Source organism: Sandaracinobacter sp. (genome assembly GCF_041909755.1).
Classification (GTDB): domain Bacteria; phylum Pseudomonadota; class Alphaproteobacteria; order Sphingomonadales; family Sphingomonadaceae; genus Sandaracinobacteroides.
In genome coordinates, this window is sequence record NZ_JAYRCW010000032.1 from 1 (window position 1) to 25,770 (window position 25,770).

Annotated in this window: 27 protein-coding genes, 2 tRNA genes, 1 pseudogene and 1 riboswitch; of the genes and pseudogenes, 15 read left to right on the plus strand and 15 right to left on the minus strand. The window is 68.2% G+C overall.

What is annotated here, in order from left to right:
* From pgk to tkt, 3 genes are all read right to left on the minus strand, one after another.
* Nucleotides 1–903: phosphoglycerate kinase (pgk, locus tag ACE3O8_RS06210; RefSeq protein ID WP_374387893.1), on the minus strand; the 903-nt coding region annotated here is incomplete at its 3' end.
* A complete protein-coding gene (gap, locus tag ACE3O8_RS06215; RefSeq protein ID WP_374387895.1) occupies nt 903–1,904 on the minus strand; it encodes a type I glyceraldehyde-3-phosphate dehydrogenase in 1,002 nt (333 codons plus the stop codon). The genes pgk and gap, both read right to left, overlap by 1 nt.
* A gap of 31 nt (nt 1,905–1,935) precedes the next feature.
* Nucleotides 1,936–3,864, minus strand: a complete 1,929-nt coding sequence (tkt, locus tag ACE3O8_RS06220) for a transketolase (protein ID WP_374387896.1) — start codon at nt 3,862–3,864, stop codon at nt 1,936–1,938.
* 299 nt (nt 3,865–4,163) lie between these two features.
* Between tkt and ACE3O8_RS06225 the strand changes: the two genes are divergently transcribed.
* The 5 genes from ACE3O8_RS06225 (at nt 4,164) to ACE3O8_RS06245 (ending at nt 6,015) form a co-directional block, all read left to right on the plus strand.
* Nucleotides 4,164–4,325: a hypothetical protein gene (locus tag ACE3O8_RS06225; protein ID WP_374387897.1), complete on the plus strand. Its 162-nt coding sequence runs from the start codon at nt 4,164–4,166 to the stop codon at nt 4,323–4,325.
* Nucleotides 4,318–4,659, plus strand: a complete 342-nt coding sequence (locus ACE3O8_RS06230) for a cell division protein ZapA (protein ID WP_374387899.1) — start codon at nt 4,318–4,320, stop codon at nt 4,657–4,659. The genes ACE3O8_RS06225 and ACE3O8_RS06230 overlap by 8 nt, the downstream gene beginning before the upstream one ends.
* A 253-nt stretch (nt 4,660–4,912) precedes the next feature.
* The gene (locus ACE3O8_RS06235) at nt 4,913–5,488 is read left to right on the plus strand and encodes a 5-formyltetrahydrofolate cyclo-ligase (RefSeq protein ID WP_374387941.1); all 576 of its coding nucleotides are present in this window, start codon (nt 4,913–4,915) and stop codon (nt 5,486–5,488) included.
* 9 nt (nt 5,489–5,497) lie between these two features.
* A complete protein-coding gene (locus tag ACE3O8_RS06240; protein ID WP_374387900.1) occupies nt 5,498–5,707 on the plus strand; it encodes a DUF2842 domain-containing protein in 210 nt (69 codons plus the stop codon).
* Nucleotides 5,704–6,015, plus strand: coding sequence for a chorismate mutase (locus ACE3O8_RS06245; protein ID WP_374387902.1), 312 nt, complete (start codon nt 5,704–5,706; stop codon nt 6,013–6,015). Before ACE3O8_RS06240 ends, ACE3O8_RS06245 begins: the two co-directional genes overlap by 4 nt.
* Before the next feature lie 33 nt (nt 6,016–6,048).
* On the opposite strand, the gene ACE3O8_RS06250 is transcribed toward ACE3O8_RS06245, so the two are convergent.
* Nucleotides 6,049–6,125, minus strand: a tRNA-Asp gene (locus ACE3O8_RS06250).
* 51 nt (nt 6,126–6,176) lie between these two features.
* Nucleotides 6,177–7,085 (minus strand): haloalkane dehalogenase, encoded by a 909-nt coding sequence (locus ACE3O8_RS06255; protein WP_374387904.1) that lies wholly within the window; start codon nt 7,083–7,085, stop codon nt 6,177–6,179.
* Between the two features lie 79 nt (nt 7,086–7,164).
* On the opposite strand from ACE3O8_RS06255, the gene hemF reads away from it, so the two are divergent.
* The gene (gene hemF / locus ACE3O8_RS06260) at nt 7,165–8,049 is read left to right on the plus strand and encodes an oxygen-dependent coproporphyrinogen oxidase (RefSeq protein WP_374387905.1); all 885 of its coding nucleotides are present in this window, start codon (nt 7,165–7,167) and stop codon (nt 8,047–8,049) included.
* On the opposite strand, the gene ACE3O8_RS06265 is transcribed toward hemF, so the two are convergent.
* The 5 genes from ACE3O8_RS06265 to ACE3O8_RS06285 form a co-directional block, all read right to left on the minus strand.
* Entirely contained in the window at nt 8,036–8,800 is a 765-nt protein-coding gene (locus ACE3O8_RS06265) for an ABC transporter ATP-binding protein (RefSeq protein ID WP_374387907.1), read from the minus strand. The genes hemF and ACE3O8_RS06265 overlap by 14 nt on opposite strands.
* Nucleotides 8,797–9,765, minus strand: a complete 969-nt coding sequence (locus ACE3O8_RS06270; RefSeq protein WP_374387909.1) for a FecCD family ABC transporter permease — start codon at nt 9,763–9,765, stop codon at nt 8,797–8,799. The genes ACE3O8_RS06265 and ACE3O8_RS06270 overlap by 4 nt, the downstream gene beginning before the upstream one ends.
* Nucleotides 9,762–10,544 (minus strand): ABC transporter substrate-binding protein, encoded by a 783-nt coding sequence (locus tag ACE3O8_RS06275; RefSeq protein WP_374387911.1) that lies wholly within the window; start codon nt 10,542–10,544, stop codon nt 9,762–9,764. Before ACE3O8_RS06275 ends, ACE3O8_RS06270 begins: the two co-directional genes overlap by 4 nt.
* The gene (locus ACE3O8_RS06280; protein WP_374387913.1) at nt 10,531–12,423 is read right to left on the minus strand and encodes a TonB-dependent receptor plug domain-containing protein; all 1,893 of its coding nucleotides are present in this window, start codon (nt 12,421–12,423) and stop codon (nt 10,531–10,533) included. The genes ACE3O8_RS06275 and ACE3O8_RS06280 overlap by 14 nt, the downstream gene beginning before the upstream one ends.
* 108 nt (nt 12,424–12,531) lie before the next feature.
* A riboswitch (cobalamin riboswitch) is annotated at nt 12,532–12,752 on the minus strand.
* Nucleotides 12,753–12,781: 29 nt separating this feature from the next.
* Complete coding sequence (locus ACE3O8_RS06285; RefSeq protein ID WP_374387916.1) at nt 12,782–13,567, minus strand: SDR family NAD(P)-dependent oxidoreductase; 786 nt, start codon at nt 13,565–13,567, stop codon at nt 12,782–12,784.
* Between the two features lie 84 nt (nt 13,568–13,651).
* On the opposite strand from ACE3O8_RS06285, the gene ACE3O8_RS06290 reads away from it, so the two are divergent.
* From ACE3O8_RS06290 to ACE3O8_RS06305, 4 genes are read left to right on the plus strand one after another with little or no spacing between them, the layout of a single operon-like run.
* A complete protein-coding gene (locus ACE3O8_RS06290) occupies nt 13,652–15,112 on the plus strand; it encodes an FGGY family carbohydrate kinase (protein ID WP_374387918.1) in 1,461 nt (486 codons plus the stop codon).
* Nucleotides 15,109–15,300: a hypothetical protein gene (locus tag ACE3O8_RS06295; RefSeq protein ID WP_374387920.1), complete on the plus strand. Its 192-nt coding sequence runs from the start codon at nt 15,109–15,111 to the stop codon at nt 15,298–15,300. The genes ACE3O8_RS06290 and ACE3O8_RS06295 overlap by 4 nt, the downstream gene beginning before the upstream one ends.
* Before the next feature lie 13 nt (nt 15,301–15,313).
* On the plus strand, nt 15,314–16,057 hold the full coding sequence (locus ACE3O8_RS06300; protein WP_374387922.1) for a MerR family transcriptional regulator: 744 nt from the start codon (nt 15,314–15,316) through the stop codon (nt 16,055–16,057).
* Complete coding sequence (locus ACE3O8_RS06305) at nt 16,054–16,701, plus strand: 1-acyl-sn-glycerol-3-phosphate acyltransferase (RefSeq protein WP_374387924.1); 648 nt, start codon at nt 16,054–16,056, stop codon at nt 16,699–16,701. Before ACE3O8_RS06300 ends, ACE3O8_RS06305 begins: the two co-directional genes overlap by 4 nt.
* Nucleotides 16,702–16,707: 6 nt before the next feature.
* Here ACE3O8_RS06305 and ACE3O8_RS06310 read toward each other — a convergent pair whose 3' ends face one another.
* Nucleotides 16,708–18,021: a hypothetical protein gene (locus ACE3O8_RS06310; RefSeq protein ID WP_374387926.1), complete on the minus strand. Its 1,314-nt coding sequence runs from the start codon at nt 18,019–18,021 to the stop codon at nt 16,708–16,710.
* A complete protein-coding gene (locus ACE3O8_RS06315; protein WP_374387927.1) occupies nt 18,014–19,384 on the minus strand; it encodes a glycosyl transferase family protein in 1,371 nt (456 codons plus the stop codon). The genes ACE3O8_RS06310 and ACE3O8_RS06315 overlap by 8 nt, the downstream gene beginning before the upstream one ends.
* A 158-nt stretch (nt 19,385–19,542) precedes the next feature.
* Here ACE3O8_RS06315 and thyA point away from each other — a divergent pair, with 158 nt between their 5' ends.
* The 4 genes from thyA (at nt 19,543) to ACE3O8_RS06335 (ending at nt 22,403) form a co-directional block, all read left to right on the plus strand.
* Nucleotides 19,543–20,454 carry a thymidylate synthase gene (gene thyA / locus ACE3O8_RS06320; protein ID WP_374387929.1) on the plus strand — a complete coding sequence of 304 codons (912 nt, stop codon included), beginning with the start codon at nt 19,543–19,545 and terminating at the stop codon, nt 20,452–20,454.
* Nucleotides 20,455–20,479: 25 nt separating this feature from the next.
* On the plus strand, nt 20,480–21,607 hold the full coding sequence (locus ACE3O8_RS06325) for a beta-ketoacyl-ACP synthase III (RefSeq protein WP_374387931.1): 1,128 nt from the start codon (nt 20,480–20,482) through the stop codon (nt 21,605–21,607).
* A 70-nt stretch (nt 21,608–21,677) separates the two neighbouring features.
* Nucleotides 21,678–21,764: transfer RNA gene (locus ACE3O8_RS06330), tRNA-Leu, on the plus strand.
* Nucleotides 21,765–21,887: 123 nt separating this feature from the next.
* The gene (locus tag ACE3O8_RS06335) at nt 21,888–22,403 is read left to right on the plus strand and encodes an MltR family transcriptional regulator (protein WP_374387933.1); all 516 of its coding nucleotides are present in this window, start codon (nt 21,888–21,890) and stop codon (nt 22,401–22,403) included.
* 524 nt (nt 22,404–22,927) lie between these two features.
* Here the strand turns inward: ACE3O8_RS06335 and ACE3O8_RS06340 are convergent.
* The 3 genes from ACE3O8_RS06340 to ACE3O8_RS06350 all read right to left on the minus strand — a co-directional run bounded on the left by ACE3O8_RS06340 (nt 22,928) and on the right by ACE3O8_RS06350 (nt 24,839).
* Nucleotides 22,928–23,308, minus strand: coding sequence for a hypothetical protein (locus ACE3O8_RS06340; protein ID WP_374387935.1), 381 nt, complete (start codon nt 23,306–23,308; stop codon nt 22,928–22,930).
* 89 nt (nt 23,309–23,397) lie between these two features.
* Nucleotides 23,398–23,892: a hypothetical protein gene (locus tag ACE3O8_RS06345; RefSeq protein ID WP_374387937.1), complete on the minus strand. Its 495-nt coding sequence runs from the start codon at nt 23,890–23,892 to the stop codon at nt 23,398–23,400.
* Between the two features lie 74 nt (nt 23,893–23,966).
* On the minus strand, nt 23,967–24,839 hold the full coding sequence (locus ACE3O8_RS06350) for a helix-turn-helix domain-containing protein (RefSeq protein WP_374387939.1): 873 nt from the start codon (nt 24,837–24,839) through the stop codon (nt 23,967–23,969).
* Between the two features lie 270 nt (nt 24,840–25,109).
* Here ACE3O8_RS06350 and ACE3O8_RS06355 point away from each other — a divergent pair.
* Nucleotides 25,110–25,770, plus strand: a pseudogene (locus tag ACE3O8_RS06355) (hypothetical protein); the annotation flags it as partial.

The window sequence follows — 25,770 nt, forward strand, 5'->3', positions numbered from 1 at the left end:
CGCGTGCGGCCCCAGGTCCAGGATCATCTCGTCTGCGGACACGTCGTTCACATTGGCGACGCGGTTGTCCGCATTCGCCTTGAAGTCCTTCGCCACCACCACGTCCCACGGCAGGTGCACGGTGCAGCCGGCGGCTTCCGCGCGGGTCAGGATGGCGCGCGCGGTATCGGCCAGATCATGCTCGCACAGGCTCTTGCCCACGCCGATGCCCTTGGCGGCAAGGAAGGTGTTGGCCATCCCGCCACCGATGATCAGATGATCGACCTTGCCGACAAGGTTCGTCAGCACGTCCAGCTTGGAGGAGACTTTCGCGCCCCCCACCACGGCGGCCACGGGCCGCTCGGGCTTGCCCAGCGCCGCTTCCAGCGCGTTCAGCTCCGCCTCCATCGAGCGCCCGGCATAGGCGGGCAGCACATGCGCCAGCCCCTCGGTCGAGGCATGGGCCCGGTGGGCCGCCGAAAAGGCGTCGTTCACGTAAAGATCGCCGAGCTTCGCCATTTCGGCCACGAAGCCGGGGTCATTCCGCTCCTCGCCCGGGTGGAAGCGCGTGTTTTCCAGCACCGTCACGCTGCCGTCTTCCAGCGCGCGCGTCTCGGCCGCCACCTCGTCGCCCACACAATCCGGCAGGAAGCCCACCGGTCGCCCAAGCACTTCGGACAGGGCGTGAACCACCTTCTTCAGCGAATATTCGTCCGACGCGGCGCCCTTGGGGCGGCCGAAATGCGCCAGCAGCAACACCCGCGCGCCCCGGTCCGCCAACCCGGCGATGGTGGGAACCGCCGCCTGCAGGCGCGTCACGTCGGTCACGTGGGCGCCATCCATGGGCACGTTCAGATCAACCCGCACCAGCGCCCGCCGCCCCTTCAGGTCGGCGGGCAGGTCGTCCAGCGTGCGAAACGGCATCAGAGGAACTTGCCCATCTGCACCGCGGTGTCGGCCATCCGGTTGGAGAAGCCCCATTCATTGTCGTACCAGGAAACCACCCGCACCAGCTTGCCTTCCAGCACCGCGGTTTCCAGGCTGTCCACCGTGGACGAGAAGGGCACATGGTTGAGGTCGATGGAAACCAGCGGCTCTTCCGAATAGTCGAGGATGCCCTTCAGCGCGCCCTGCGAGGCGGCCTTCAGCGCGGCGTTCACTTCATCCCTCGTCGTCTCCCGGCCGGGCACGAAGGTCAGGTCGACAAGGCTGACGTTCGGCGTCGGCACCCGCACGGCGGATCCGTCCAGCTTGCCCTTCAGTTCCGGCAGCACCTCGCCCACCGCGCGGGCGGCGCCCGTGGTGGTGGGGATCATGGACATGCCGGCGGCGCGCGCCCGGCGCATGTCGCCATGGATCTGGTCCAGGATCTTCTGGTCGTTGGTATAGGCGTGGATCGTCGTCATCAGGCCGCGCTCGATCCCAACAAGATCGTTCATCACCTTGGCGACAGGCGCGAGGCAGTTGGTGGTGCACGACGCGTTCGACACGATCCTGTGATCGCCCGTCAGCTTCTGGTGATTCACGCCGTAGACCACGGTCAGGTCGACGCCCTTGCCCGGTGCAGAGATCAGAACCCGCTTCGCGCCGGCCGTCAGGTGCGCGCCCGCCTTGTCCGCGTCGGTGAAGAAGCCGGTGCATTCCAGCGCAATGTCGACGCCCAGTTCCTTGTGCGGCAGCTTCCCCGGATCCCGCTCGGCCGTCACGCGGATGCGCTTGCCGTCGATCACGATGTCGTTGCCGTCGGCTTCCACCGTGCCGGGATAGCGGCCATGCACCGAATCCCGCTTGAACAGCATCGCGTTGGACTTGGCATCTGCCAGATCGTTGATCGCGACCACCTCGATGTCGGTCCGGCCCTGCTCCAGGATCGCCCTGAGAACCAGGCGTCCAATCCGCCCGAAGCCATTGATCGCAACCTTCATGTGCCTCTCCTTATGTATGACGATTTACCGGCTATTTCCGTGAGTTAAGACGCGCCCGCACCCGTTCGCAGATTGCGCCGGAGGTCAAGCCGAAATGTTGGTAAAGGTCGGGCGCCGGGGCAGAGGCGCCGAACCCGTCGATGCCGATCATCAACCCGTCAGACCCCACGATCCGCTCCCAGCCGAAGGTGGAGGCGGCCTCGATGGAGACCTTCAGCACATCGGCGGGCAGCAGGCTGCTGTCGCCTGCCTCGCGATACCGTTCCCAGCTCGGCATGGAAACGACGTCGGCGCCGATCCCCTGCGCTTCCAGCAGCTTCGCGGCTTCCACCGCGATCGACACTTCCGAACCGGTCGCCACCAGCACCACCTGGCGCGACGCGTCCGCCGCCACCAGCCGATAGGCGCCGGCGGCAGAGCGGTTCTCGGCCCAGTCCGTCCGCAGCGTCGGCAGGTTCTGCCGCGAAAGGGCCAGGATCGAAGGCCGGGTCCGGTCTGCCAGCGCCAGTTCCCAGCACTCCGCCGTCTCCACCGCGTCGGCCGGGCGATAGACGGCGACATTGGGAATGGCGCGCAGCGAAGCCAGATGCTCGATGGGCTGGTGCGTCGGCCCGTCCTCGCCAAGGCCGATGGAATCATGTGTCAGCACATAGATCACGCCCACCTGCTGCAGGGCAGACAGGCGGATGGCGCCGCGTGCATAATCCGCGAACACCAGGAAAGTGCCGCCATAGGGGATCACCCCGCCGTGCAGCGCCATGCCGTTCATCGCGGCGGCCATGCCGAATTCGCGGATGCCATAGTGCAGATAGGTGCCGCCGAAATTGGCCGCATCCAGCACCTGCATCCCGGCCGACCGGGTCAGGTTCGAACCCGTCAGATCCGCCGAGCCGCCGATCGTGTGCGACAGCTGCGCGTTGATCGTGTCCAGCGCCATTTCCGAAGCCTTGCGGCTGGCCACCGCCTTGCCGTCCGCCACCAGCTTTGCCTTGAAGGCCGAGAGATCGAGCGAGGGGGCGGCGTTCGCCATCAGCGCCCGCAGGTTCGCAGCGCCCGGCTGCGCATCCCAGGACGCCCGCGCCGACTGCCCGCGCGCGCCGGCCGCACGCCAGGCCGCCAGAAGGTCCGCCGGAATCTCGAACGGCGCCGACGTCCAGCCCAGATGCGCCTTGGCGGCCTCCACCTCTGCCGCGCCAAGCGGGCTGCCATGCACCTTTTCCGTGCCGGCCTTGTTGGGTGCGCCGAAGCCGATCACCGTGGTGCAGCGGATCAGGCTGGGCAGCGGCGAGGCCTGCGCCTCGTCGAGCGCGCGGCGGATGGAGACCGGGTCATGGCCGTCGCAGGCCACCACATGCCAGCCCGCCGCACGGAAGCGCGCCGGCACATCCTCGCTCGAGGATACGCTAATCGGCCCGTCGATCGAGATATTGTTGTCGTCCCACAGCACATTCAGCCGGCCCAGCTTCAGATGGCCCGCCAGCCCGATCGCCTCGTGGCTGACGCCTTCCATCAGGCAGCCGTCGCCCGCGATCACCCAGGTGCGGTGATCGACCAGCGCATCGCCATGCACGGCATTCTGGTGCCGCTCCGCGATTGCCATGCCCACCGCCATCGCCAGGCCCTGCCCCAGCGGGCCGGTGGTGCATTCCACGCCCGGCAGCTCGAAATTCTCCGGATGGCCGGCACAGGGGCTGCCAAGCTGCCGGAAACGGCGGATGTCGTCGATGGTGGGCGCCTCGTACCCCGTCAGATAGAGCAGCGCATAGATCAGCATCGATCCATGGCCCGCCGACAGCACGAAGCGGTCGCGATCCGGCCAGCGCGGATCGGCTGCATCGAATTTCAGATATTCACCCCACAGGATGGTCGCGGCATCGGCCATGCCCATCGGCATGCCGGGGTGGCCGCTGTTCGCGGCTTCCACCGCATCCATCGCAAGCGCACGGATGCTGTTGGCCATGGGTCGAAGAAGCGTGTCGGCAAGCCGTGCGGAAGCCATCGGGGCCCTTTTCCAGACAACGGGGCGGGCAGGAAGCGCGCCCGAATCGCGCCAGGTCCGCAGTCTTGCGGGCGGTGTGCGCGGCGCCCTCCTTGCAAAGGCAGGCGGGGAAATCAACGCCACAGGGAACAACAGGTTACAATGCAACCATTGACGTCAACCGAAACAAGCCCTTATCTCCCGTCGTCAAGAATTTGGAGGAACGATTCTTGATGGGTCGGAGCGAATCCATGGTGCGTGAAGTTCAGGGCGGACAAGACATGACCGACGTGCTCGCGCGGATCGAATCCGCACTCCGGCGGTCAGAGGCGGCGGCCGAACGGCTGCGCCAGCGCCATCGGGGCCTCCGCAACGCCGCCAGCGAAACCCTTTCCAGCCTGGACCGGCTGATCGAATCCGAACGGATGCGCAGCCATGGCTGAAGTCACCCTCACCATCGGCGGCCGCGCCTACAAGCTCGCCTGCCGCGACGGCGAGGAGGATGACCTCCGCGCGGCCGGCGGCCTGCTCGAATCGCGTGTCGCCTCGCTGATGGACGCCCATGGCGCCGTCGCGGAACCGCGCCTGCTGCTGATGGCGGCGCTGCTGGTGTCCGGCGAACTGCTGGAGCGCAAATCGACCGATGCGCGCCTCACCCCCTTCCCCGCCCCGGCGGACGGGGCCGGCGCCGCGCAATACCTCGCCCAGTATGAAGCGCTCGCCGCCCGGGCCGAGATGCTGGCGCAAAGGCTTGAGGAAGCAGCCTCCGCGGCCTAAATAGGGGTTGGCGGGATCTGCGCGATGCGCGCAACTGAACATCCCTGAGGCGATAAACACATCCACGGGGGTTGTCCCTGCCGGGCCCGTGGGCCCGATCATACGGCTCCCACCTGACGTTCTGGCGTCAGAGGATTTTCTCGCAAACGGTCGCAGCGGACCCGCCACCTCCTTCTGCCGCCCCCTCTCTGCCAAAGGCGCGACCGCCCTGCCCAGCCCTGACCTGGACCGCACAGATCCGCAGCGCAAGGCCCTGCGCCGCGCCCTGCGCGAGGCCCGGGACGCCTTTGCCGGCGCATTGTCCGCGCCCGTCCGCGCCGGTCTTGAAAAGGCGCTCGCCCTGCATCTGCCCCGGCTGGGGCCGCCCGGCATCCTCGGCAGCTATTGCGCCATGGGCGCCGAAATCGATCCGCGCCACCTGGAAACGGCGGCGCGCGCGGCCGGCTGGCGAATCGCCTTTCCCCGCGTGACAGGCGGGCCGCTCAGCTTCCACGATTGCGCACGCGACGGGCTGGCGCCCGGCTACAAAGGCATTCCGGAGCCGCCGGCCCATGCGCCGGCCCTTCGCCCGGATGCCCTGCTGGTGCCCCTGCTGGGCGCGGACAGGGCCGGGAACCGGCTGGGCCAGGGGCAGGGCCATTACGACCGCACGCTCCACGCCCTTCGCGGCGCAACCCGGACTGCGCCGGTTCGCGCGATCGGCCTCTGCTGGGACATGCAGTTGCTGGATTCCTTGCCCGCCCAGCCATGGGATGAACCGCTGGATGCGATCGCCACGCCCACGGCCTTCCTCTCGCCGGCTCTTTCACGCGCCCGTCCGCCCGGCTAAAGCGGCGGCATGACACCGTCCCTCAGGCGGCCGCTCGGCATCCTCGCCGTCCTCGTCGGCATCCTCGCCTATGCCCTTTTCGTCGTCTGGCTGTTCGAGCCGGTCGCGTCGCTCCACCCGCTGATCCAGTTTCCCATCTGGGCGCTTCTGGGCGTTGCCTGGGTGTTCCCGCTGAAGCCGGTGATGATCTGGATCGAGACGGGCAAGTGGCGGCCATGAGGACCGCGCCCGAATCCTGCGCCAGCATGGCCGACGTCCGCGCCGGGGTAGACAGCCTCGACAGGGAGCTTGTCGCCCTTCTGGCGGAACGCTTCCGCTTCATGGACGCCGCCGCCCGCATCAAGCCCGAGCGCGCGCAGGTGCGCGATGAGGACCGCAAGCGGCAGGTGATCGAAAACGCGCAGGCGCACGCGCAGGCGCTGGGGCTTGATCCAAAGCTGGTTGGCGAGCTGTGGGACTGGCTGGTGGAGGCTTCGATCGCGCACGAGCTGGCAGCCTGGGATCAGGCGCGAACCGCCGCCGAATAGGCGGAACGGTTCGCGTTTCCCTGAAGTCCAAAGTGGCGCGAGCGACGGGGCTCGAACCCGCGACCTCCGGCGTGACAGGCCGGCACTCTAACCGACTGAGCTACGCCCGCGCACTTTGGAGGCGCGGCTTTATGCGGGGGGCCGGGGGCTGTCAACACCCATCAGGCGGCTTTTCCCATCCAGCGCACAAGTTCCTGCGCAATCTCCTCGCCCGCATCCTCCTGCAGGAAGTGTCCCGCGTTTTCGATCAGCCGGTGCGGCTGCCCTTTCGCGCCCGGAATCCGCGCCTGCAGGATCTTCTCCGTGCCCAGCGTCACCATGTCCTTGTCGCCGAACAGGGTGAGGAAGGGTTTGTCGAACGTCTCAAGCACGCCCCAGGCCGCCCGATTCTCGGCAGCAGATGGCATATCGGGGTCGGTCACGACCAGCATCGGAAAGATCCGCGCGCCCGCCTTGAAGCTGTCGTCGGGATAGGGCGCGTTATAGGCCGCGCGAACCGCCTCGCTGACGCCGCGCGCGGTGCCGCCGTTCACGATCCAGCCCGAATCGAAATCCGGAACATTCTGGCTGAAATTGCGCCACGCCTCGAACGCGGGCGAGGCCTTGCCCTCGCCGGTGGGCAGGAAGGTGTTGGCCGCGCAGACCCGCGCGAAGCGGTCCGGGAAGGCCGCCACCAGCCGCAGCCCGATCAGCCCGCCCCAGTCCTGGCAGAACAGCGAAACAGCAGCGATCTTCTGCGCCAGGAACCACTGGCGCATCCAGTCCACATGCCGTTCATAGCTGTAGTCCGACCGCTCGGTCGGCTTGTCGGATCGGCCGAATCCCACCAGATCGGGCGCAAGGCAGCGATAGCCCGCCGCCGCCAGCACAGGCATCATCCTGCGATAGAGGTAGGACCAGCTCGGCTCACCGTGCATCAGCAGCACCACCGGGCCATCGGCCGGCCCGGCTTCGACATGGGCGACGCGCAGCGGGCCCAGCGGGCCGCCATCCACCTCGGTGAAGGTCACCGGAAAATCGAAGCCCTCCAGGCCCTCGAAGCGCGAATCGGGTGTGCGCAGAACCGACATCTCTCTCTCCTTCCCGATCAGACTGCCCGCGAACTATCGGCACTTGCAAGGCCATATTTTGCATGGCACCCGCCTTGGCATGCCTGAATTCGATGCCCAGCAACTGGCCGCAGAGGCCTGGTTCCGCACCCTTCGTGACCGCATCACCGCCGAGTTCGAGCGGATCGAGGAGGAAGGCGCCGCCCTGCCCGCCCTGCCCGGCGCGCCGGCTGCGCCCGGCCGCTTTGCCTTCACGCGGTGGGAACGCGCCGATCATTCCGGCGCGCCGGGCGGCGGCGGCACCATGGGCGTGATGAAGGGCCGCATCTTCGAAAAGGTGGGCGTCAACATCTCCACAGTCCACGGACAGTTCAATCCGGAGTTCGCGAAGAACATTCCGGGCGCCGCGGAAGACCCGCGCTTCTTCGCCACGGGCATCAGCCTCGTCGCACACATGGCGAACCCGCATGTGCCCGCCGTGCACATGAACACCCGCTTCCTCGTCACCACGAAGCGCTGGTTCGGCGGCGGCGCGGATCTGAACCCGGCGCTGCCCCGTGACGAGGACACCGCCTTCTTCAAAAGCGCCTTCGAAGCCGCCGGAAACCGCCACTCGCCCGATTTCTGGCCGAAACACAGCGCCTGGTGCGACGAATATTTCCACATCCCCCACCGCAAGCGGAACCGGGGCGTGGGCGGCATCTTCTATGACTGGCTGTCAGCCGACAGCCAAAGCGAGTTCGACAGCCATTTCGCCTATACGCAGGATGTGGGCGACACCTTCCTCGCCACCTTCCCCGCCATCGTCCGCCGCCGCATGGCCGAAGGCTGGACGGCCGGGGACCGCCACGCGCTGCTGAAGTATCGCGGCCTCTATGCCGAGTTCAATCTCGTCTATGATCGCGGCACCACCTTCGGCCTGAAGACGGGCGGCAACACCGATGCCATCCTGATGAGCCTGCCGCCCGAAGTCATCTGGGATTGATCATCAACCCCGCATGCGTATCCCGCCACACGCGCATCTGAAGCCCATAGGCCTTGGCCAGCAGCGCGGGCGTCAGCACCTCCGCCGGGGCGCCTTGCGCCAGGCAGCGGCCATCCGCCAGCAGCAGCAGCCGGTCTGCCACGCGTGCGGCGGCCTGAAGGTCGTGCAGCACCAGCACCACCGCCGCCCCGGCATCGGCGGCGTTGCGGAACAGCCGCAACGCGTCGACGGCATGGCGCGGATCGAGGTTCGCCAGCGGCTCGTCCGCCAGCAGCAATTCCGGCTCTCCGGCCAGCACCCGCGCCAGCAGCGCCCGCGCCCGTTCCCCGCCTGACAGCGCCAGCACCGGCCGGTCCGCCAGCGCTGCCACATCCGCGGCTGCCATGGCGCGGGCGATGGCCGCCCGGTCCTGCTCGGATTCGCCCGCGAAGGCGCCCCGGTGCGGAAGACGCCCCAGCGCCACCAGCTCGCGCACCCGCAGGTTCCAGTGAACCGCGCCCCCTTGCGGAAGATATCCGATCCGCCGCGCCCGCTCGCGCAGCGGCATGTCGGCCAGCGCCACGCCGTTCAGCCGCACTTGCCCGGCATCGGCCGTGCGCAGGCCGGCGAAGGCGTCCAGCAAGGTGGATTTCCCGGCCCCGTTCGGCCCCAGGATCACGCTGACGCTGCCGGGCGCAAACGCCGCCGACACGCCGGCCACCACCTGGCGCCCCCCGCGCGACAGCGAAAGGTCATCGATCTCCAGCGTCATGGAGTCCCCTCCCGCCCGCGCCACAACAGCCACAGGAAGAAGGGCGCGCCCAGCAGCGCCATGGCGATCCCCAGCTTCAGTTCCCCTGCCCCCGGCGACAGCCGCACCAGCGAATCCGCCAGCAGCAGCAGCAGCGCCCCGCCCAGCGCAGAGGGCAGGATCAGCGCCGAGGGCCGTTCCCCGGCGAAGGGCCGCAGCAGGTGCGGCACGATCAGCCCCACGAAGCCCACCACCCCGGTCACGGACACGGCGGCCCCCACGCCCAGCCCGGTGCCCGCGATCACCAGCCAGCGCGTGGCGCGCAGATCGACGCCCAGCGACCGGGCCGCCGGTTCGCCCAGCGCCAGCGCATCCAGCGCCCGGCCCGTCAGCAGCAGCAGGCCCAGGCCCAGCGCCGTGAAGGGCGCCACAGTTCGCACCTGCGGCCAGCCGCGATCTGTCAGCGCCCCCATCAGCCAGGTCACGATTTCCTCCAGCGCGAAGGGATTGGGCGCCAGGCTGATCAGCAGCGCCGTGAGCGCGCCCGCAAGGCTCGACAGCACCACCCCCGCCAGCACGAAGCCGGTGGCGCTGGCGGACCGCCCCGCCAGCAGCGCGAGCAGCGCCATGGCGGCCATCGCGCCGCCCATGCCGAACGCCGCCACCAGCAGCGGCGTGCCCGCCAGCCCCAGGAACAGCGCCAGCACCGCCCCCAGCGCCGCATTGGCGGAAACCCCCAGCACGCTGGCATCAGCCAGCGGATTGCGCAGATAGCCCTGCAGCACCGCGCCGGAGGCCCCCAGCATCGCCCCGATCAGCAATCCCAGAAGCGCGCGCGGCAGCCTCAGTTCGGCCATCACAAGCGCTTCGGGCGTGCCCGCAATCAGCCCCCAGGGCGCGATCCACGCCTTCCCTGCCATAAGGCTCAGCAGGAACGCCACGCCCACGCCCGCCGCCAGCAGCGCCAGAAGAGCCGGGCGTTTCAAGGCCGCGCATCCCGGATCGCGGCCAGCCGCTTCGCCGCCGGGATCAGGCTGGGCCCGCCGCAGTTCAGCAGCTGCCGGTCGAAAGCCTCTACCGGCACCCGCAGCCGCCGCAGCACCTGCGGCACTGCGTCCGGCCGGTCGGTGATCAGCAGCGGCGGAGGCTTCAGCGCCAGCGGCTCCAGCGCCAACACGCCGGCATGGGCAAAGCCATAATCCCCCGCAGCGCTGGCGAGCCCGCTGTTCGCCATCAGGGCCTCCGAAAGGCTGCCCGGCCCCGGCACCAGCCCGGACGCCATGCGCATCAGCGCCGGGCGGGGCGATGCCCGATGCGCCGCCGCGAGCGCCCCTTCGATCCGCCGCACCAGCGCCTCGCCGCGCGCGCCTTGCCCGGCCGCGACCGCGATCTGCCGCACCTGTGCCAGAGAGTCCGCGATCGTGGCCGGCACCCCCACCGACACCATGTTGAACCCCAGCCGCCGGAACGCCTCGCGCGTCGCCATCGGCGTATAGGGGGTGATGAACAGCAGGTCCGGCCGCTTCAGGATCACCTCTTCGGCGGTGCCCCCATGCGCCGGGAAGCGCCGCGCCAGATCCACCGGCGCGGAACTGCCAGCCGGATCGTGGGACCAGTGGCTGATCGCCGCGATCTGGCCCGGATCGGCCACCGCCAGCAGCACGGCATCCACGCAGGGGTTCATGCTGACGATGCGCTGCGGGCGGGCGTCTGCCGCACCCGCCCACAGCGCGATCAGCGCGGCGAAGGCCCTAAAGCCTCGCACGAACCCCCACGAAGGCCTGCCGCCCGGGCGCGCCATAGAAACTCGCCGTCTCGTACCGCTCGTCGAACAAGTTGGTGATGCGGCCATACAGTTCGAACCGCTCCGCGAAGCGGATGCCGGCGCGGATGTCGGCCGTCAGATAGCCGGGGATGCGGCGGGTGTTGGCGGCATCGTCGAAGCTCGACGAGACCTGCGCCAGCGTCGCCCCGAAGGACCAGCCGGCGGACGCCTCATAATCCGTCACCAGCGACAGCGTCTGCGCCGGCCGCCGGGCCAGCCGGTTGCCCTCGTTTGCAGAGCCTTCGGTGCGGTTGCGGGCATCGATCCAGCTGGTCTGCACGCCCAGCGAGAAGCCCTGCACCGGCTTCAGCCCCAGCCCCAGTTCCACGCCCTTCGCACGTGTGCGGGCCACATTGTCATAGGTGCCCCACGGCCGGTTTGCGCAGATCGGATCGCTCACGCCCCAGCAGGAGATGAAGTCGATCTGGTTGCGCGTCACCCGCTGGAACCAGCTGGCCGATGCGGTGAAGGCCCCGTCCAGCAGGCTCAGTTCCGCGCCTGCATCCCAGCCCTGCGCCGTTTCCGGCTTCAGCGCCTCGTTCCCATAGTCGGAGAACAGCTGATAGAGCGTCGGCGCCTTGAAGCCCTCGCCCCAGCTCGCCTTCAGGCGCAGCGGCTCGGTCAGCTGATAGGAGCCGCTGACGGCAAAGGTGGTCGCTCCACCGAACCGGCTGTGATCGTCGTGGCGCACCCCGGCCTGAAGGTTCAGCCCCTCGGCAGGGGCCAGCAACGCCTGCCCCCACAGCCCCTGCAACCGGGACCGCGCCTCGAACGGCGCGGCCGACCATTGGTCTTCCGTCGTGATCCGGCTGATCTCGCGCTCGGCGCCGCCCGCCAGCGTCAGCCAGGTTGCCGCGCGCCAGTCCCCGCGCAGGTCCAGCCGCTCCAGCCGCCCGTCTGATGTGAAGGTCGTTTCCGGCGTCGCGCCCGGCGTATAGCTGCGCCGGTCGATGTCGGAAATCTGCCACCCCCCGCGCACCTGGAAGCCGTCGCCGCGATAGGTGAGCCCGGCCACGCCCGAAAGCTCGCGCGTGCGTTGCCGGTCTTCGGTGTCCGCCAGTTCGAAGGTCGGCGGCGGGAAGCCATCCAGCCCGACATCGGCGTGCTGGAACCGGCCGCGAAGGTCCGCGGTCAGGCCGGGCACGATCTCCACATCGGCCCGCACATTCGCACCATAGGTCTCGAAGTCGTCGCGTTCGGTCGCGCCGCGCGCTTCGGAGGCCGCCGAAATCCCATCCGTCCGCTGCCAGTTCAGCCCGCCCGACAGCGCCGCCGGCCCCAGCTTGCCCGACGCATCCGCCCGCGCCAGCCAGCTGTTGCGGGAGCCTGCCTCCACCCGGGCGTCGGCGGCGGGTTCGTCTCCGGGCGCAGCCGTTTCCACCGCGATCACCCCGCCGATCGCCTGGCTTCCCCAGGCCAGGCTCTGCGGCCCGCGCAGGATCTCCACCCGGCCCACATCGGCGGTCGTCAGATTGGCGAAATCCGCTCCGCCGCCGGGGCTAGCCGTGTCGGCCACCTTCACGCCGTCGATCACCAGCGTCGTCTGCTCGCCCTCTGCGCCGCGCAGGCGCACGGCGGTGAATCCGCCGGGGCCGCCGTTGCGGCTGAAGGTAACGCCCGGCTGGAGTTTCAGCACATCGATGAGAAGGGGCGCCTGCAGCCGCTCCAGTTCTGCCCCCGTCAGCACGGTCACGCTGCCGCCCAGTTCGGCCGCCGTCACCGGCACGCGGGCAGAGACCAGAATCGTGTCGGGCGCGTCGGCCAGCGCCGGAGCGGCAGCAGCCGGAATCGTGGCGAGAACAGCAAGATATTTCAGCATTTCAATCCCTTCGAGCGGTTCGACAGATGTCGCCCGTTCGAGGGAAGAAGGCCCACCGTTGAAATGGCGGCGCCTTCGTCTCGGTCGCACCGGTATTCCCGCCGGCAGGACTGGACGACCGATGAAGGCAGGTCTCCTGGCTTCCGGGATATCGGCTCGAAGCGCCTTCCCGCCCGTGGCGGACCTTTCGGTCCCGGGGCAGTGGCATATGGCTTCGCGCCATCCCGGTTACAGTTGCGGGTACAGCGCCGGAGTGGAGGATTGCTCCCCGCACCGGCTTCCCTTTTCACCCCGGCTCACGCCGCGGCACCTTCACCGATGCGGGCGGGCTAGCGCCGCCTGCCGCCCATGGCAAGCCCTACACGAACTTGCCGGGCGCGGTCGGGTGGCTCGAGGACAGGCCGCCATCCACCGCAATCGCCTGCCCGTTCACATAGCTCGCCGCGTCCGACGCGAGGAAGATCGCAACCGCCGCCTGCTCGTCCGGCGTCGCATAGCGCTTCAGCGGATTCAGCTGGCCGATCCGGTCTTCCCGCCCCCGCGCCCGCGCGCCGTCGAACATGGGCGCCGTCATCCCAGTCTCCGTCAGGCCGGGGCAGATGCAGTTCACGCGAACGCCGGTTCCGCCCAGCCAGTTCGCCGCTGTCTGCGTCAGGTTGATCACGCCCGCCTTCGACGCGGAATAGGGGATCCCGCCCGCGCCCGACCGGATCCCTGCCACGCTGGCGGTGGACACGATCGCGCCCTTGCCTTGGGGGATCATCACCCGGCTGCCCTCGCGGATCGCCAGGAAAACCCCGATCAGGTTCACCCGCAGCACCTTTTCCCATTCATCGACGGACAGCTCCGCCAGAGGGGTCAGCCCGCCCGAAATCCCGGCATTGGCGAACAGGGCGTCCAGCCGCCCATGGTCGGCCGCCGCCCTGTCCACGGCGGCCTTCACGAACGCCTCGTCGCCGGCATCCCCCACCAGCGCCTGCGCAGCGCCACCGGACGCCCGCACCGCCTCCACCGTGGCCGAAACGGCCTCCGACCAGTCGGCCGCCAGCACCGTCGCGCCTTCGGCCGCAAACCCCAGCGCGGCCGCCCGGCCGATGCCCGAAGCCGCGCCCGTCACCAGCACCACCCGTCCTTCGAAGCGCATGTTCCTCTCCCCGCCCATATTCACCTGTCCCGCCGCATCGTCGGGGCTTGTCTCGCGCCCCGCAACCCGCCAGCAATGGCAGCCATGGGAGAGTTGATCCTCGCCGTCGACAGCGGCACCACATCCACGCGCGCCCTCGCCTTCGACCTGACGGGGCGGATCGTTGCCGTCGCGCAACACGACCTGACGCAGCACTATCCGGCGCCCGGCCATGTGGAGCATGACGCCGCGGAGACCTGGCGGCTCACCGACCGGGCCATCCGCGAAGTGATGGCGAAGGCGGGCGACCGGGTGCGCGCCATCGGCCTCACCAATCAGCGCGAGACGGTCGTGTTCTGGAGCAGACGCAGCGGAGAGCCGCTCTCCCCGGCCATCGTCTGGCAGGACCGGCGGACGGCGGGCCTCTGCGCCGCCCTGCGCGAAGCCGGGCATGAAGCGCGGGTGCAGGCAACCACCGGGCTGCTGCTCGACCCCTATTTTTCCGGCAGCAAGATCCGCTGGGCGCTGGAGAACTGGCCGCAGGTGAAGGCCGCAGCCGACAGCGGCGATCTCGCCATCGGCACCGTCGAAAGCTGGCTGCTGTTCAAGCTGTCCGGCCAGCATCTGACAGACGCGACCAACGCGTCCCGCACGCTGCTGATGGATCTCTCCACGGCGCACTGGTCGCCAGAGATGATCGACCTGCTGGGCATACCGGCCGCCGCGCTGCCCGCCATCTGCCCGACGGCGGGGCTGCTCGCGGAAACCCGCCTCTATGGCCGCCCGCTGATGATCGCAGGGCTTGCGGGGGATCAGCAGGCCGCCACCATCGGCCAAGGCTGCTCCCTGCCCGGCATGGCGAAATGCACCTATGGCACGGGCATCTTCATGCTGGCGAACGCCGGCGCCCACCCGCCCGCCAGCGGCAACCGGCTGCTTGCCACCTTCCTCTCCTCCAGCCCCCGCGCCTATGCGCTGGAAGGCTCGATCTTCGTGGGCGGCAATGCCGTCAAATGGCTGCGCGACGGCCTCGGCATCCTCGACACCGTCGCGGAATCGGCAACGTTGGCGGCCTCCGTGCCGGACAGCGGCGGGGTCAGCTTTGTGCCGGCTTTCGCGGGGCTTGGCGCGCCGCACTGGCAGCCGCTGGCGCGCGGCCTGCTCACCGGCCTCACGGCGGGCACCACCCGCGCCCACATCGTGCGCGCCACGCTGGAAGCGATGGGCCAGCAGACGGCGGACCTGATCGACGCCTTCGCGGCAGACGGCGTCAGCCCCAGCAGCCTGCGCGTCGATGGCGGCATGGTCGCCAACGAATGGCTGTGCCAGGATCTGGCGGATGCGACCGGCCTGCCGGTGGAACGCCCGCGCAGCATCGAGACGACAGGCCTCGGCGCCGCCATGCTCGCGGGCGTCGGCGCGGGCCTGTTCCCGGCGCTCGCGGATGCAGAAGCGGCGATGGTCCATGCGGACCGCCGCTTCGAACCCGCCATCCCGGCCGAGGCCCGCGCAATCCGTCGCAAGGCCTGGGGGCAGGCCGTCGAACAGACGCTGGCCGGGCTGTGACGGGCCTTTTCTATGGCCTCGCCATGCTGGGCGCCTTCGCGCTGGCGCTGGGCGGGCTGTGGATGTGGCGGCGCAACCGGCTGCGCGCGATCCTGTTGCTGCTGGTGGCGGCCATCACCCTGTTCAACGTCTGGAGCTGGTCCACCCTGCCGCTGCCGGAAAATGTGGCGGGCCGGCCAAACCCCTGATAGGGCGGCAATCATGCGCATGCGCGAACTGGAAAGAGCAAGCGGCGTCTCGCGGGAGACGATCCGTTTCTATATCCGGGAGGGGCTCCTTCCCGAACCTGACCGCACGCACCGCAACAGCGCCACCTACTCCGACGAGCATCTGGCCCGTCTGCTGACGATCCGCCGCCTGAAGGACGAGCGCTTTCTGCCGCTGTCCGTCATCCGCTCGCTGTTCGCAGGCGATCAGCCCGGCTGGCTGGAGCCGCAGATGCTGCCGGAAATCGATCATCTGCTGCGCGCCCGGCTCGATGCCGAAGGCGAACGGCTGGATGCCGTGGCGTTCGCGCTGGCCAACGGGGCAGACCCGGATCATCTCGCGGATTCGATCGCGGCGGGCGTGATCGCCCCCTCGGCGGACGGCACCATATCCCCGCGCGACCAGCGCATTCTGCGCCTGCTGATCGATGCCGCAAAGGTCGGCTTCACGCGGGAGCGCGGCTATGCCGGAACCGACATGGGCCGTGTCGCCGCCGTGATGCACGAACTGGCCGACATCGAGCTGAAGGAATTCTTCGCCAACGTCGCACCGCATGTGGGCGAGCTGGAGGCCGTGGACATGGCCGAACGCGGCATCGGCATCCTCAACCAGCTGATGGCCGAGCTGTTCACGCGTGAAGTGCTGGCGCTGCTGACGGAACGCCGCCGCATCGCCAACGACAACCGCAGCGCCGAAGCGCAGGGCGCCGGCGACGCGCAGGACGCGGACCAGGCGTGACCGATACCCCGCCGCCCGGCACGCACATCCGCTACGACCTCGGCCGGGCCGATCCCCATGCCTTCCGCGGCATCGGGCCGGAACTCTATCGCTGGGCCTCGCAGGCGCTCTTCGCGATCGTCGGCTGGAAGGTCGCGGGCGCCTATCCGCACCACGACAAGGCCGTCATCCTCGCTGCCCCCCACACCTCCAACTGGGACGGGCTGTGGATGGTGGCGGCCGCCGGCATCTATCGCGTGCGCCTGCGCTGGATGGGCAAGGCCAGCCTCGCCCGCTTCCCCTATGGCTGGCTCGTCCGGCTGTCCGGGCTCTATCCGATCGACCGCTCAGGCGGGAAGGATCTGGTGCGCGCCACCGTCGACGCCTTCGAGGCGAGCGACCATCTCCAGATGGCGATCGCGCCCGAAGGCACGCGCGCGGCGGTGGGCGAATGGAAATCCGGCTTCTATCACATCGCCCGGCTGGCGGGCGTGCCCATCGTCTTTGCGGTGATGGACTATGGCACCCGCACCGTCCGCATTTCCGGGGAGATCTGGCCCAGCGGCGATTATGAAGCCGATCTCGCCGTCATGCGCAGCCACTATGCCGACGCGCGCGGCAAGCATGCGGGGCGCTTCTCCGTCGGCTCCGGCAAGCAGGTCTGAACCCGCTCAGAACTCCCCCGCCACCGTCAGCACCGGCCCCGATCCGGGCACCGCATTCCCGGCCAGCTTCGCGCGCCAATCCACCTGCGCATAGAAGGGCCATGGCCCCACCCGCACCCGGCCCGACGGCCCGATGTCCAGGCGCGACGCCGCGACGCCATAATTGCGCTGCCAGCCGCCCCACACGCCGGCGCCCGCGTCGATCCGCGTCTGCCCCAGCGTGATCAGCGGCACGGCGCCGCGCCCCTGCCCGCCCGCATAGAGATCGGGCAGGCTGGTGAAGCCCTCCACCACCCCGCCCTCGCCATAGGCCTCCAGCTTCAGCCGCGCGCCGCGCACCCGCGTTTCCTTCTGCGCCCCGCCAGACAGGCGCGCCGCCCAGGCATTGCGGGCATAATGGCCCAATGCGATCCGCCGCTCCACATCCAGCGCGACGGGCACTTTGCGCGAAGGCTCCCACCTCAGCCCGATCGCCGCCTCGCTCGTCTCACCGTCCAGTCCGCCCTGCGGCGCGGCGGCTGCCGAAATCCGCCCGATCACCGAAACCCGCTGCTTCCCCAACGGGTTCAGCCGATAGCCCAGCGCAACGCCCGCCTGCCCGGCCCCCAGCACCGGCGAAGCCGCCAGCGCATCGCCGCCACCCGCCCCCACGCGCGTCAACCCATAGCCGCCCCCCGACCAGCGCCGGGTCAGCTGCCGCACATCCGCCTGCCATTGCGCCGCCTCCGGCGTGTCGGGCGCCATGGCCGACGCGGCCTTCAGCAGCGCCACGCCCTGCCGCAGGTTTCCGGCACGGATCGCATCATAACCCGCTGTCGCAGCCGCATGAGCCTTTGGCGGCGTGGTGGGTGGTGCGGCAGGTGCGGCCGATGGCCCCGGCGCCGGATCTTGGATCGGCGCAGCGGCAGCCTGCCCCGGCGGCAGGCTGAAGCCATACCAGCCACCCGCCGGCGCCTCGGCCACCACCCGCACCGTCGTCTGCTGCGGCGGCAGCGCGCGGGGGGCTTCCAGCACGATCCGCTGCGAACCGCCGTCAGCGCCCGCCGGGGCCCAGCCGGCCGCCAGCAGGCGCGCAACGGTCGCATCCGCCACCTCGGCCGCCACGCGCGCGGCAATCTCGGCCGAAGCCCGCACCATCTCCGCGTCGGGCGGCATCGCGGCGGCCGGGCCGACAGGCGACAGCGCCGCCGCCAGCGCCGTGGCTTCCGCCGTCTCCGCCTCCAGCCAGTGCGGCATCCGGCCCAGCGCCCAGCCGAACGCCAGCACAAGGATCAGCTGATAGCTGCGCAGCGCCCGACCCGATGAAACCGCCTCAGCCACGCGCAACCTCCACATCCGCATCCGGGAACCTGTGATCCGTCTTGCCCCAGGCGGGCGCGCCCCCGCTGTCCAGCGCGGCGCGATAGCGCTCCATCGCCCGCAGCGCGGCCAGGAAGTTGATCGCATTCGCCATCAGCGCCCGCGGAATCGCCCAAAGCCCCTCGCGCCAGCCATAGGCGCGGCCGGTGAAGCCCGCGCGCAGGCCCAGCCGCCACATCAGCAGCCCGGCGTTCAGCGCCAGGAAGCCCGGCAGCGCCGAATCCGCAGGCCCCAGCAACGGCGGCAGCGGCGCGCCCGTCCGCGCCGAAACCCAGGCCCTCAGCGCCAGTTGCGCCAGCAGCAGGATCGCCGCCACATAGCCCAGCATGGCGACAGCCGCAGTGAACATCCCCTTGCGGTCGCGCAGCAGCATCCAGCGGGTCGCAAGCCCGCCGGACCATCCCAGCCGGTCCCAGCCGGACAGCGCGATGCCCGCCAGCCAGCGGCTCTTCTGCCGAACGGCGGTTTCGATGGTCGAAGGGAAATAGGCCCGCGTCGCCACCAGTCGCCCGTCCGCATGCGCGCGCACCATCCGCGCCTGCAGCCCCAGTGCATGGACGCGGTGGCCCATCTCATAATCCTCGGTCAGGCTGGCGGCATCGAACGGCGCATTGCCCGGCCCGGCCAGCCGCGCCAGCACATCGCGGTCGATCGCGGTGCCGACGCCCGCAGACGGCACCGGCGCGCCCAGCAGGCCGCGCACCTGCATGTCCTTGGCATGGGCCTGCGCGAACTCGTCGCAATAATGGCCCGAAACCCAGCGCGTCGCCGGGTCCTGGATCGGCAGCACCGGCACCTGCACCATCGCCAGCGCGGGGATCCAGCGGTCATAGAGATCGAGGCTGGCAGGATCGACGACATCCTCCGCGTCGTGCAGCACCACCGCCTTGAAACGCTCGCCGGTCGCCGCTTCCTGCTTCAGCACGCCGCGCCACAGATGGTTCAGGCAATCGGCCTTCGTCGTCGGCCCCGGCGTGCCCGTCGGCACTGCCCGCACCCGGGGGTCAGCCACTGCCTCCACAGCCGCGAGCGTCGCGGGATCGTTGGCATAGACGCCCACGAACACCCGCATCCGGTCGTCGGATATGGTGCCGCACAGCCGGGCCAGCATCGCGCCGATCACCGCCGATTCGTCCCATGCGGGCACGATCAGCGCGAATCGCCCCGGCTCGGCGGGGGCGGGCGGCAGGGGCGCTGGCCTGCGAAAGGCAAAGCGGCCCAGCCACAGCGCATCCACCGCCATGTCATCCAGGCTGGAAAGGAAGATCCCCGAAGCCGACAGCCACAAAAGCTCTCGCGTCAGCACGGCCAGAATGGCCAGCACAGGTACAAACTCAACCAACGGCCAACGCCCCCAGGGCAAAAATTTGGCCGACCCCCTAACCGGTTAGCTAGCACAGCAAGGCCTTGTGGCAAGCCCGGACGTCACCGGTTTACCATGCTTCTTTCCCCGCCCTCCGCATTGCGCTAGCAGCCGATGGCATGACATCCCCGCACCCGGAATCCACCGTCCTCGATCTCATGCGGCAGGTGTGGACAAAGGGCAGCGAGCGGCGGGACCGCACCGGGGTCGGCACCCGCGCCCTGTTCGGCGCGCTCCTCAGGTTCGACCTGTCGGATGGCAGCGTGCCATTGCTCACCACCAAGCGCGTGTTCTGGAAATCGGCGGTAAAGGAGCTGGTCTGGTTCCTCGACGGGCAGACGAACATCAAGCCGCTGGTGGAACAGGGCGTCCACATCTGGACGGACTGGCCCATGGAACGCCACCGGACCGCCACCGGCGAAACGCTCACGCGCGACGAATTCGAAGCGCGCATCCTCTCTGACGAGGCCTTCGCCGCCGAATGGGGCGAACTCGGCCCCGTCTATGGCAAGCAGTGGCGCCGCTGGCTGGGGCCGGACGGCCACACGCACGACCAGATCGAGGCGCTGCTCCACAGCCTGAAACAGAACCCCGCCAGCCGCCGCCACATCTTCACCGGATGGAATGTCGCGGAGCTGGGGCAGATGGCGCTGCCGCCCTGCCACATGACCTACCAGTATTTCGTGGAGCCCCGGTCGGACGGCCCCGATCGCCTGTCCGGCATCCTCTATCAGCGCAGCTGCGATCTCGGCCTTGGCTTCCCGTTCAACATCTTCGAAGCCGCCCTCCTCGTCCGCATGCTGGCCGATCAGTGCGGATATGCGCCCGGCGAGATCGTGTGGATGGGCGCGGATGTGCATCTCTATCTCAACCATTCGCATCTGGTGGAAACCATGCTCGCGCGCGACCCGCGCCCCTTCCCCACCCTGTCGCTGGCCCCCGCACCCAGCCTGTTCGACTATCGTCTGGAGCATGTGCGGCTGACCGGCTATGATCCGCATCCTGCGATCGCAGCGCCAGTGGCCGTCTAGAAGCCCGCGCCCTTCGGGAGAAGCAATGAGCACCCCCATCCCCGTCATCTCGGCCACCGGCCTGTTCACCCCGGCCGACAGCATTTCCAATGAAGAGCTGGTCGAAAGCTTCAACGCCTATGTCGCGCGCTTCAACGCCGGCAACGCCGCCGCGATCGAGGCCGGCGAGGTGCAGCCGCTTTCCCCCAGCTCCGTCGAGTTCATCGAGAAGGCCAGCGGCATCAAGGCCCGCTACGTGCTGTCGAAGGCCCCCATCCTCGATCCCGCGATCATGTGCCCGCGCATCCCGGAACGCCCCGACACGGAGCTTTCGGTGCTGGCCGAAATCGCGGTGAAGGCAGCGACACAGGCGCTCGCCCGCGCCGGCCGCGACGCGGCGGACGTGGATGCCGTGCTGTGCGCCTGCTCCAACCTGCAACGCGCCTATCCGGCGATTGCGATCGAGGTGCAGGCGGCGCTGGGGATCGAGGGCTTCGCCTTCGACATGAACGTCGCCTGTTCCAGCGCCACCTTCGGCATCCAGACGGCGGCCGATTTCATCCGCGCCGGCCATGCGAAAAGCGTGTTGGTGGTGAACCCTGAAATCTGCTCCGGCCACCTCAACTGGCAGGACCGCGACAGCCACTTCATCTTCGGCGACGTGGCGACGGCCATCCTCGTCGAATCCCGCGACATCGCGCCAGCTGCCCACTGGGAGATCCTCGGCACCCGCCTGAAAACCGAATTTTCCAACAACATCCGCAACAACTTCGGTTTCCTGAACCGGGCCGCGCCGGAAGGCATCGGCCAGCCCGACAAGCTGTTCCGCCAGGAAGGCCGCAAGGTGTTCAAGGAAGTGGTGCCGATGGTCTCGGACATGATCGTCGCCCACATGGCCGATCTGGGTCTGGAGGCCGGCAGCCTGCGCCGCATGTGGCTGCACCAGGCGAACGCCAACATGAACCGGCTGATCTCGTCGAAGGTGCTGGGCCATGAAGCGAGCCCGGATGAAAGCCCCACCGTGCTGGACACCTACGCCAACACCTCGTCCGCCGGCTCGATCATCGCCTTTCACCTGAACAGCGACGATCTGGCGGCAGGCGATACCGGCCTCATCTGCTCGTTCGGGGCAGGCTATTCGGCGGGCACTGTTTTCCTGCGAAAGACCGCTTGAACCGATGGAGCGCGCCTGCTAGGGCGCGCGCTCACCAGTCAGCGGGGCACCCCGCTTCAGGCATCGGCGTGCGGTCGTGGCGGAACTGGTAGACGCGCAGCGTTGAGGTCGCTGTGGCCGAAAGGCCGTGGAAGTTCGAGTCTTCTCGACCGCACCAGAACCCAATCTAAGTGCCTGAGGCACTTAGATTTTATGCGCCCTGCTAGCAACCTCATTCCACATTGTATTCCACCTTCCCGAATGGCTTGATTTGGAGGCGAATGCCTCCGAAGCTGTTTGCATGCCTCGTGACGATCACCCTCATCTTGCCAAGTTCTTTCCCTACCTCGAACTCCTGCGCGCGGAGAGTGACCGTGGCGCTGTTCTCATCTCCACAGGCTACATGGAAGAGCAGCTCAAGGACGTCCTGCTCGCTTTTATGCTCGACACACCCCAGGCGAGGGAATTGGTCACATCCGGCAATGCACCGCTCGGCTCATTCAGCTCTCGGATTTCTGCCTGCTATACACTGGGTTTAATTTCCGAGAATGAATACAGCGACCTCATGTTGCTACGTAGAATACGGAATGACTTTGCACATGATATGCACACAAGCTTTGATACACCAAGTGTGGTTGATAGATGCAAGCTGCTACACCATAAAGCGCACGACTACACATCCGAGAAAATGGGTGACGTGGTAGTGAATACCAAAGGGCAATTCATCACTGCTGCTACTTCATTAGTTTTAAACCTCACAAACCGCCCTCACTATGTTGCTCTCAAACGCTGTGGATATGGCAACTGGCCATACTAAGAATGTGTGTTACGATTGACTGATGAGAAAATTGCAGCGTAAGTATAAAAGAGAAGATATTCAAAGGGCTTCGAACGGCGGTATGGGATGAATCGTCACGACTGGGTTCTTTTCAAAAGGACATCTCCGATTGAAGCCCACCTCGTGAGAATGCATGCAACCGCCGCCTAATCTTTCCACCTTCCATTCCACCTTTTCCTCTGCGCTGCCCTGACCCAGCATGACGCGCCATGAGGACGAAACTGAGTCCGAACAGCGCCTTAGCGGTCGCTATGTGGTTGTATGAGAAGGGTTTTTATGCCTCTCGACCGCACCAAACAGTTCTCAAAGCAAATCAAATTCTGGGGACACAACACAGAAATCCGGGGAGAAGGATAGATCGAGTCCAGTGATCCCTGATTTTGCCGGTCTCCTCCCCAGTCACTGGCAAAGCGCAGATCCTTGCCGCAGGCAAATGTCGCCAGTGGCCCCATGGGCTGGTCGACGAATGGCGAGGCAAGGGTGACCGGTGGTGCGCCCGCTGGTCAGTCACCACCCCGTCTGCCATCTGATACGACAGCGTGAACGGCAGTCTGAGCGCGCGCGGCGGCACGGGCGTGTCTGCCCTGGGCCCGCATCAGCGCGCTCACCACTTCCTGAAGGAGCGCGGTGTCTGGCCGGACCGGATCGGCGAATGCCCGAAGCAGATCATCCGGATCCATGTTCGAATCACGGGCGATCTGCGCCAGGCCGCGGGTGCGGGCAACCATATCGAACGCCGCGGAAATCGCGGGACCATGAGCGGTGCAAAGCGCATCCCTGAGCGCAAGAATCTGCGACGCTTCGTCCCTCAGGAATCGCGCCTTCTGGATATCCGGCATCTTTATCCACCCGACTTTCGATCGAAAGGCGGCAGGGGCCGCCATATCCGGCGCTCTTCTAGCCGCAGGCGGCCCTGCCTCTCTTCCCGGCTTTCGGGCGATTTCTTGTCGGAATTCCGGAAAAACCGCCGATATCAGGCCGGATTCAGCGGGCTGCGCGGCCCATATAGCGGTGTGGCCCGCAAATCGATGCCCAGCGATGCCCGCGCGGCCGCATGCGCATCATCGGAAAGCCGGGTGGCGACCGCATCGTTGCGCGATCCGCCCGCGCCGCTCCAGGCGTTGCGCAGCACCATGGTCTGAACCACGAGCCCGGCCGCAACCTCTGGCCGCTTCGCCGGATCAACGGCGGCGCAGGGCTGTGCCGCACGCTGCCGCACCAGGGCGATAAGGCGGGCAATTTCCGGCCCGTCGGGGATCTTGCCCCAGTTGGAAAGCAGGGATTGCGCGGCGAGTGCCACCGCCGCGAGGCTGGACATGTCCCGCACATCCGCGCCCATGTACCCAAGCGTTGCTTCATATTGCTGCAGGATATCCACGCGCGCCAGAACTTCGGCGATGCGGGGCGCATGATCCGGAAAGGCGAGGCTGAGTTCGGCTGCCATGGCGGGCAGCAGCGGGCGCAACATTTGCGGGTTGCTGAAACCGCTGGGGATGGCCGCGCCCGGCCCGCCGGCCTCAGCCGCCCTGACGCCGCCCCGCATCAGAGCGCCAGCCATTGACCGCCTGCCGAAAACTGCACGGCGCCAAGGTTGGACCAGAGCAGGCGCTGGCTGCCAGGGCTGAGTTCGTCTCTCGCGTGGCTCATGCGAGGCAGCCGGATCGGGCCGCCGTCGTTCCCCTTGCGGGCCCAGTTTCCGGGCGTGGTGCCGGTGGTTTCCAGGAAGACGCGGTGGAACTGCGTGTAGCTGCCGAAACCCGCCGCCAGTGCCGCCGTCAGCAGGTCTTCCGATTCCGGATAATGGTTCTGGAACCGTTCCAGCCGGGCGATGTTGCGCCATTCCACGAAGCCGCGCCCCGTCTGCGCGGTCAGCAGATCCCCCAGGTAACTGGCAGACACGCCGCAGCGCTTCGCCAGCGCCGCCATGTTCGGAATCTCGTCGCTGGCCCTCAGCATCGCCAGCGCCTGTGCCACCGCCGGGTGCAGCAGCGGCGGTGGCGGCCCGGCGCTGGTGCGGGCGGCATGCATGGTGCTCATCACGGCATAGCGCAGGCCCGCTGCATGCACGTCGGGGGCGTCCGCATCCTGGCTGAGATGCGAATAGAGCTGGTCCAATGCAACGGCATCCTCCGCCGCAAGCCGCTTGATCGGGTGGCGGGCCACCTCTTCCAGAAGCGCCGGCGCATAGTGCGTGGCGTCGAGCGAGCCGACCCACATGTCGAGATCCGGCGAGCGCAGCAGCCGGTGGCGCTGGCCGGGCAGCAGCCACACCAGCGTGCCCGGCATCAGATCATAATGGCGGTCTTCCAGGAAGTAGGCGCCCTTGCCCGCGATGATCAGGTTGAATTCCAGCTCCTGATGATGATGCGCCACTTCCCATGTGCTGCTGGCCGCCGCACGCCGGATTTCCGGCATCAGCGGCTGTTGGGGAAAAGCCGAAAAGTCTTCGCCATTATTGCTCATGCGTCGCAACGCTAACCCGGAAGCGGCGAAACGCTCAAGCGCGCGGCGTTTCCGGGAATATGAAAAAAGAAAACCCGGAATGCGGAAAGACCGCATGATGGCTGAACCCCTACATGCGGCCCCATCGCAAAGGTTGAAAGCACCACGCCGGAACAGGGCTTCCGGCGCGTCGCCCGATCTTTGCCAAATGAACATCATGCTACTGTAAACAGGGGTAAAATCATGAACAGGGCAACGGCTATCCGGCGCAAGTCCACCTCCTCGCTGCTTGGCGCCACCGCGCTGGCGACCATGCTGCTGGCCTCTCCGGCATTTGCAGCGGAGTGCAGCAGCGGCAGCCCGCCGCCGCCTGCGCCTGCGGCCGGTTCGGGATCGTCCACGGCGGGGCCGAATCCGGTCAGCGTCAGCATCACGGGCGCGGCCGGATGCAGCGGCAAGTCTGCCGACAGCTTCCATTCGGGCAATGATGGCGGGCAGGGCCAGGGTATCGATCCAAGCTCCATCGAAATGACGGGCGGTTCGATCTCCTCCAGCGGCGCGGCGATCGGGGTCTCCACCACCGGCGGTGCCGGCGGCGACGGCTCGGGCGACAGCTCTCTTGGCATCAACACCACGGCCGGCAGCGGCGCGACCGGGGGCTATGGCGGCGACTGGACGGCGACAATCGCCTCCGGCGCAACGCTTTCGGCCAGCGGCACGGTGATTTCCGTCGTTTCCACCGGCGGCGCCGGCGGCACGGGCGCCACCGGCTGGAACAACGGTTCGGGCGGCACCGGCGGCGCCGGCGGCGCCATCAGCAATTTCTCGCTGGCGTCGGGCAGCAGCGTCACCTCGATGGGCAGCGCGGCGGCCATCATCATCCAGTCGCTGGGCGGCGCCGGCG

Coding starts and splice junctions, on each gene's coding strand:
- ACE3O8_RS06290 (WP_374387918.1), top strand. CDS start 13,652: ATGGGAGAGTTGATCCTCGCCGTCGACAGCGGCACCACATCCACGCGC.
- ACE3O8_RS06225 (WP_374387897.1), top strand. CDS start 4,164: ATGACCGACGTGCTCGCGCGGATCGAATCCGCACTCCGGCGGTCAGAG.
- ACE3O8_RS06280 (WP_374387913.1), bottom strand. CDS start 12,423: ATGCTGAAATATCTTGCTGTTCTCGCCACGATTCCGGCTGCTGCCGCT.
- ACE3O8_RS06255 (WP_374387904.1), bottom strand. CDS start 7,085: ATGTCGGTTCTGCGCACACCCGATTCGCGCTTCGAGGGCCTGGAGGGC.
- tkt (WP_374387896.1), bottom strand. CDS start 3,864: ATGGCCAACAGCATCCGTGCGCTTGCGATGGATGCGGTGGAAGCCGCG.
- ACE3O8_RS06230 (WP_374387899.1), top strand. CDS start 4,318: ATGGCTGAAGTCACCCTCACCATCGGCGGCCGCGCCTACAAGCTCGCC.
- thyA (WP_374387929.1), top strand. CDS start 19,543: ATGACATCCCCGCACCCGGAATCCACCGTCCTCGATCTCATGCGGCAG.
- ACE3O8_RS06240 (WP_374387900.1), top strand. CDS start 5,498: ATGACACCGTCCCTCAGGCGGCCGCTCGGCATCCTCGCCGTCCTCGTC.
- ACE3O8_RS06335 (WP_374387933.1), top strand. CDS start 21,888: ATGCCTCGTGACGATCACCCTCATCTTGCCAAGTTCTTTCCCTACCTC.
- gap (WP_374387895.1), bottom strand. CDS start 1,904: ATGAAGGTTGCGATCAATGGCTTCGGGCGGATTGGACGCCTGGTTCTC.
- ACE3O8_RS06350 (WP_374387939.1), bottom strand. CDS start 24,839: ATGCCGGAAATCCGGCGTGCGGCGGCCAGCAGCACATGGGAAGTGGCG.
- hemF (WP_374387905.1), top strand. CDS start 7,165: ATGCCTGAATTCGATGCCCAGCAACTGGCCGCAGAGGCCTGGTTCCGC.
- ACE3O8_RS06300 (WP_374387922.1), top strand. CDS start 15,314: ATGCGCATGCGCGAACTGGAAAGAGCAAGCGGCGTCTCGCGGGAGACG.
- ACE3O8_RS06340 (WP_374387935.1), bottom strand. CDS start 23,308: ATGGCGGCCCCTGCCGCCTTTCGATCGAAAGTCGGGTGGATAAAGATG.
- ACE3O8_RS06245 (WP_374387902.1), top strand. CDS start 5,704: ATGAGGACCGCGCCCGAATCCTGCGCCAGCATGGCCGACGTCCGCGCC.
- ACE3O8_RS06345 (WP_374387937.1), bottom strand. CDS start 23,892: ATGTTGCGCCCGCTGCTGCCCGCCATGGCAGCCGAACTCAGCCTCGCC.
- ACE3O8_RS06265 (WP_374387907.1), bottom strand. CDS start 8,800: ATGACGCTGGAGATCGATGACCTTTCGCTGTCGCGCGGGGGGCGCCAG.
- ACE3O8_RS06285 (WP_374387916.1), bottom strand. CDS start 13,567: ATGCGCTTCGAAGGACGGGTGGTGCTGGTGACGGGCGCGGCTTCGGGC.
- ACE3O8_RS06325 (WP_374387931.1), top strand. CDS start 20,480: ATGAGCACCCCCATCCCCGTCATCTCGGCCACCGGCCTGTTCACCCCG.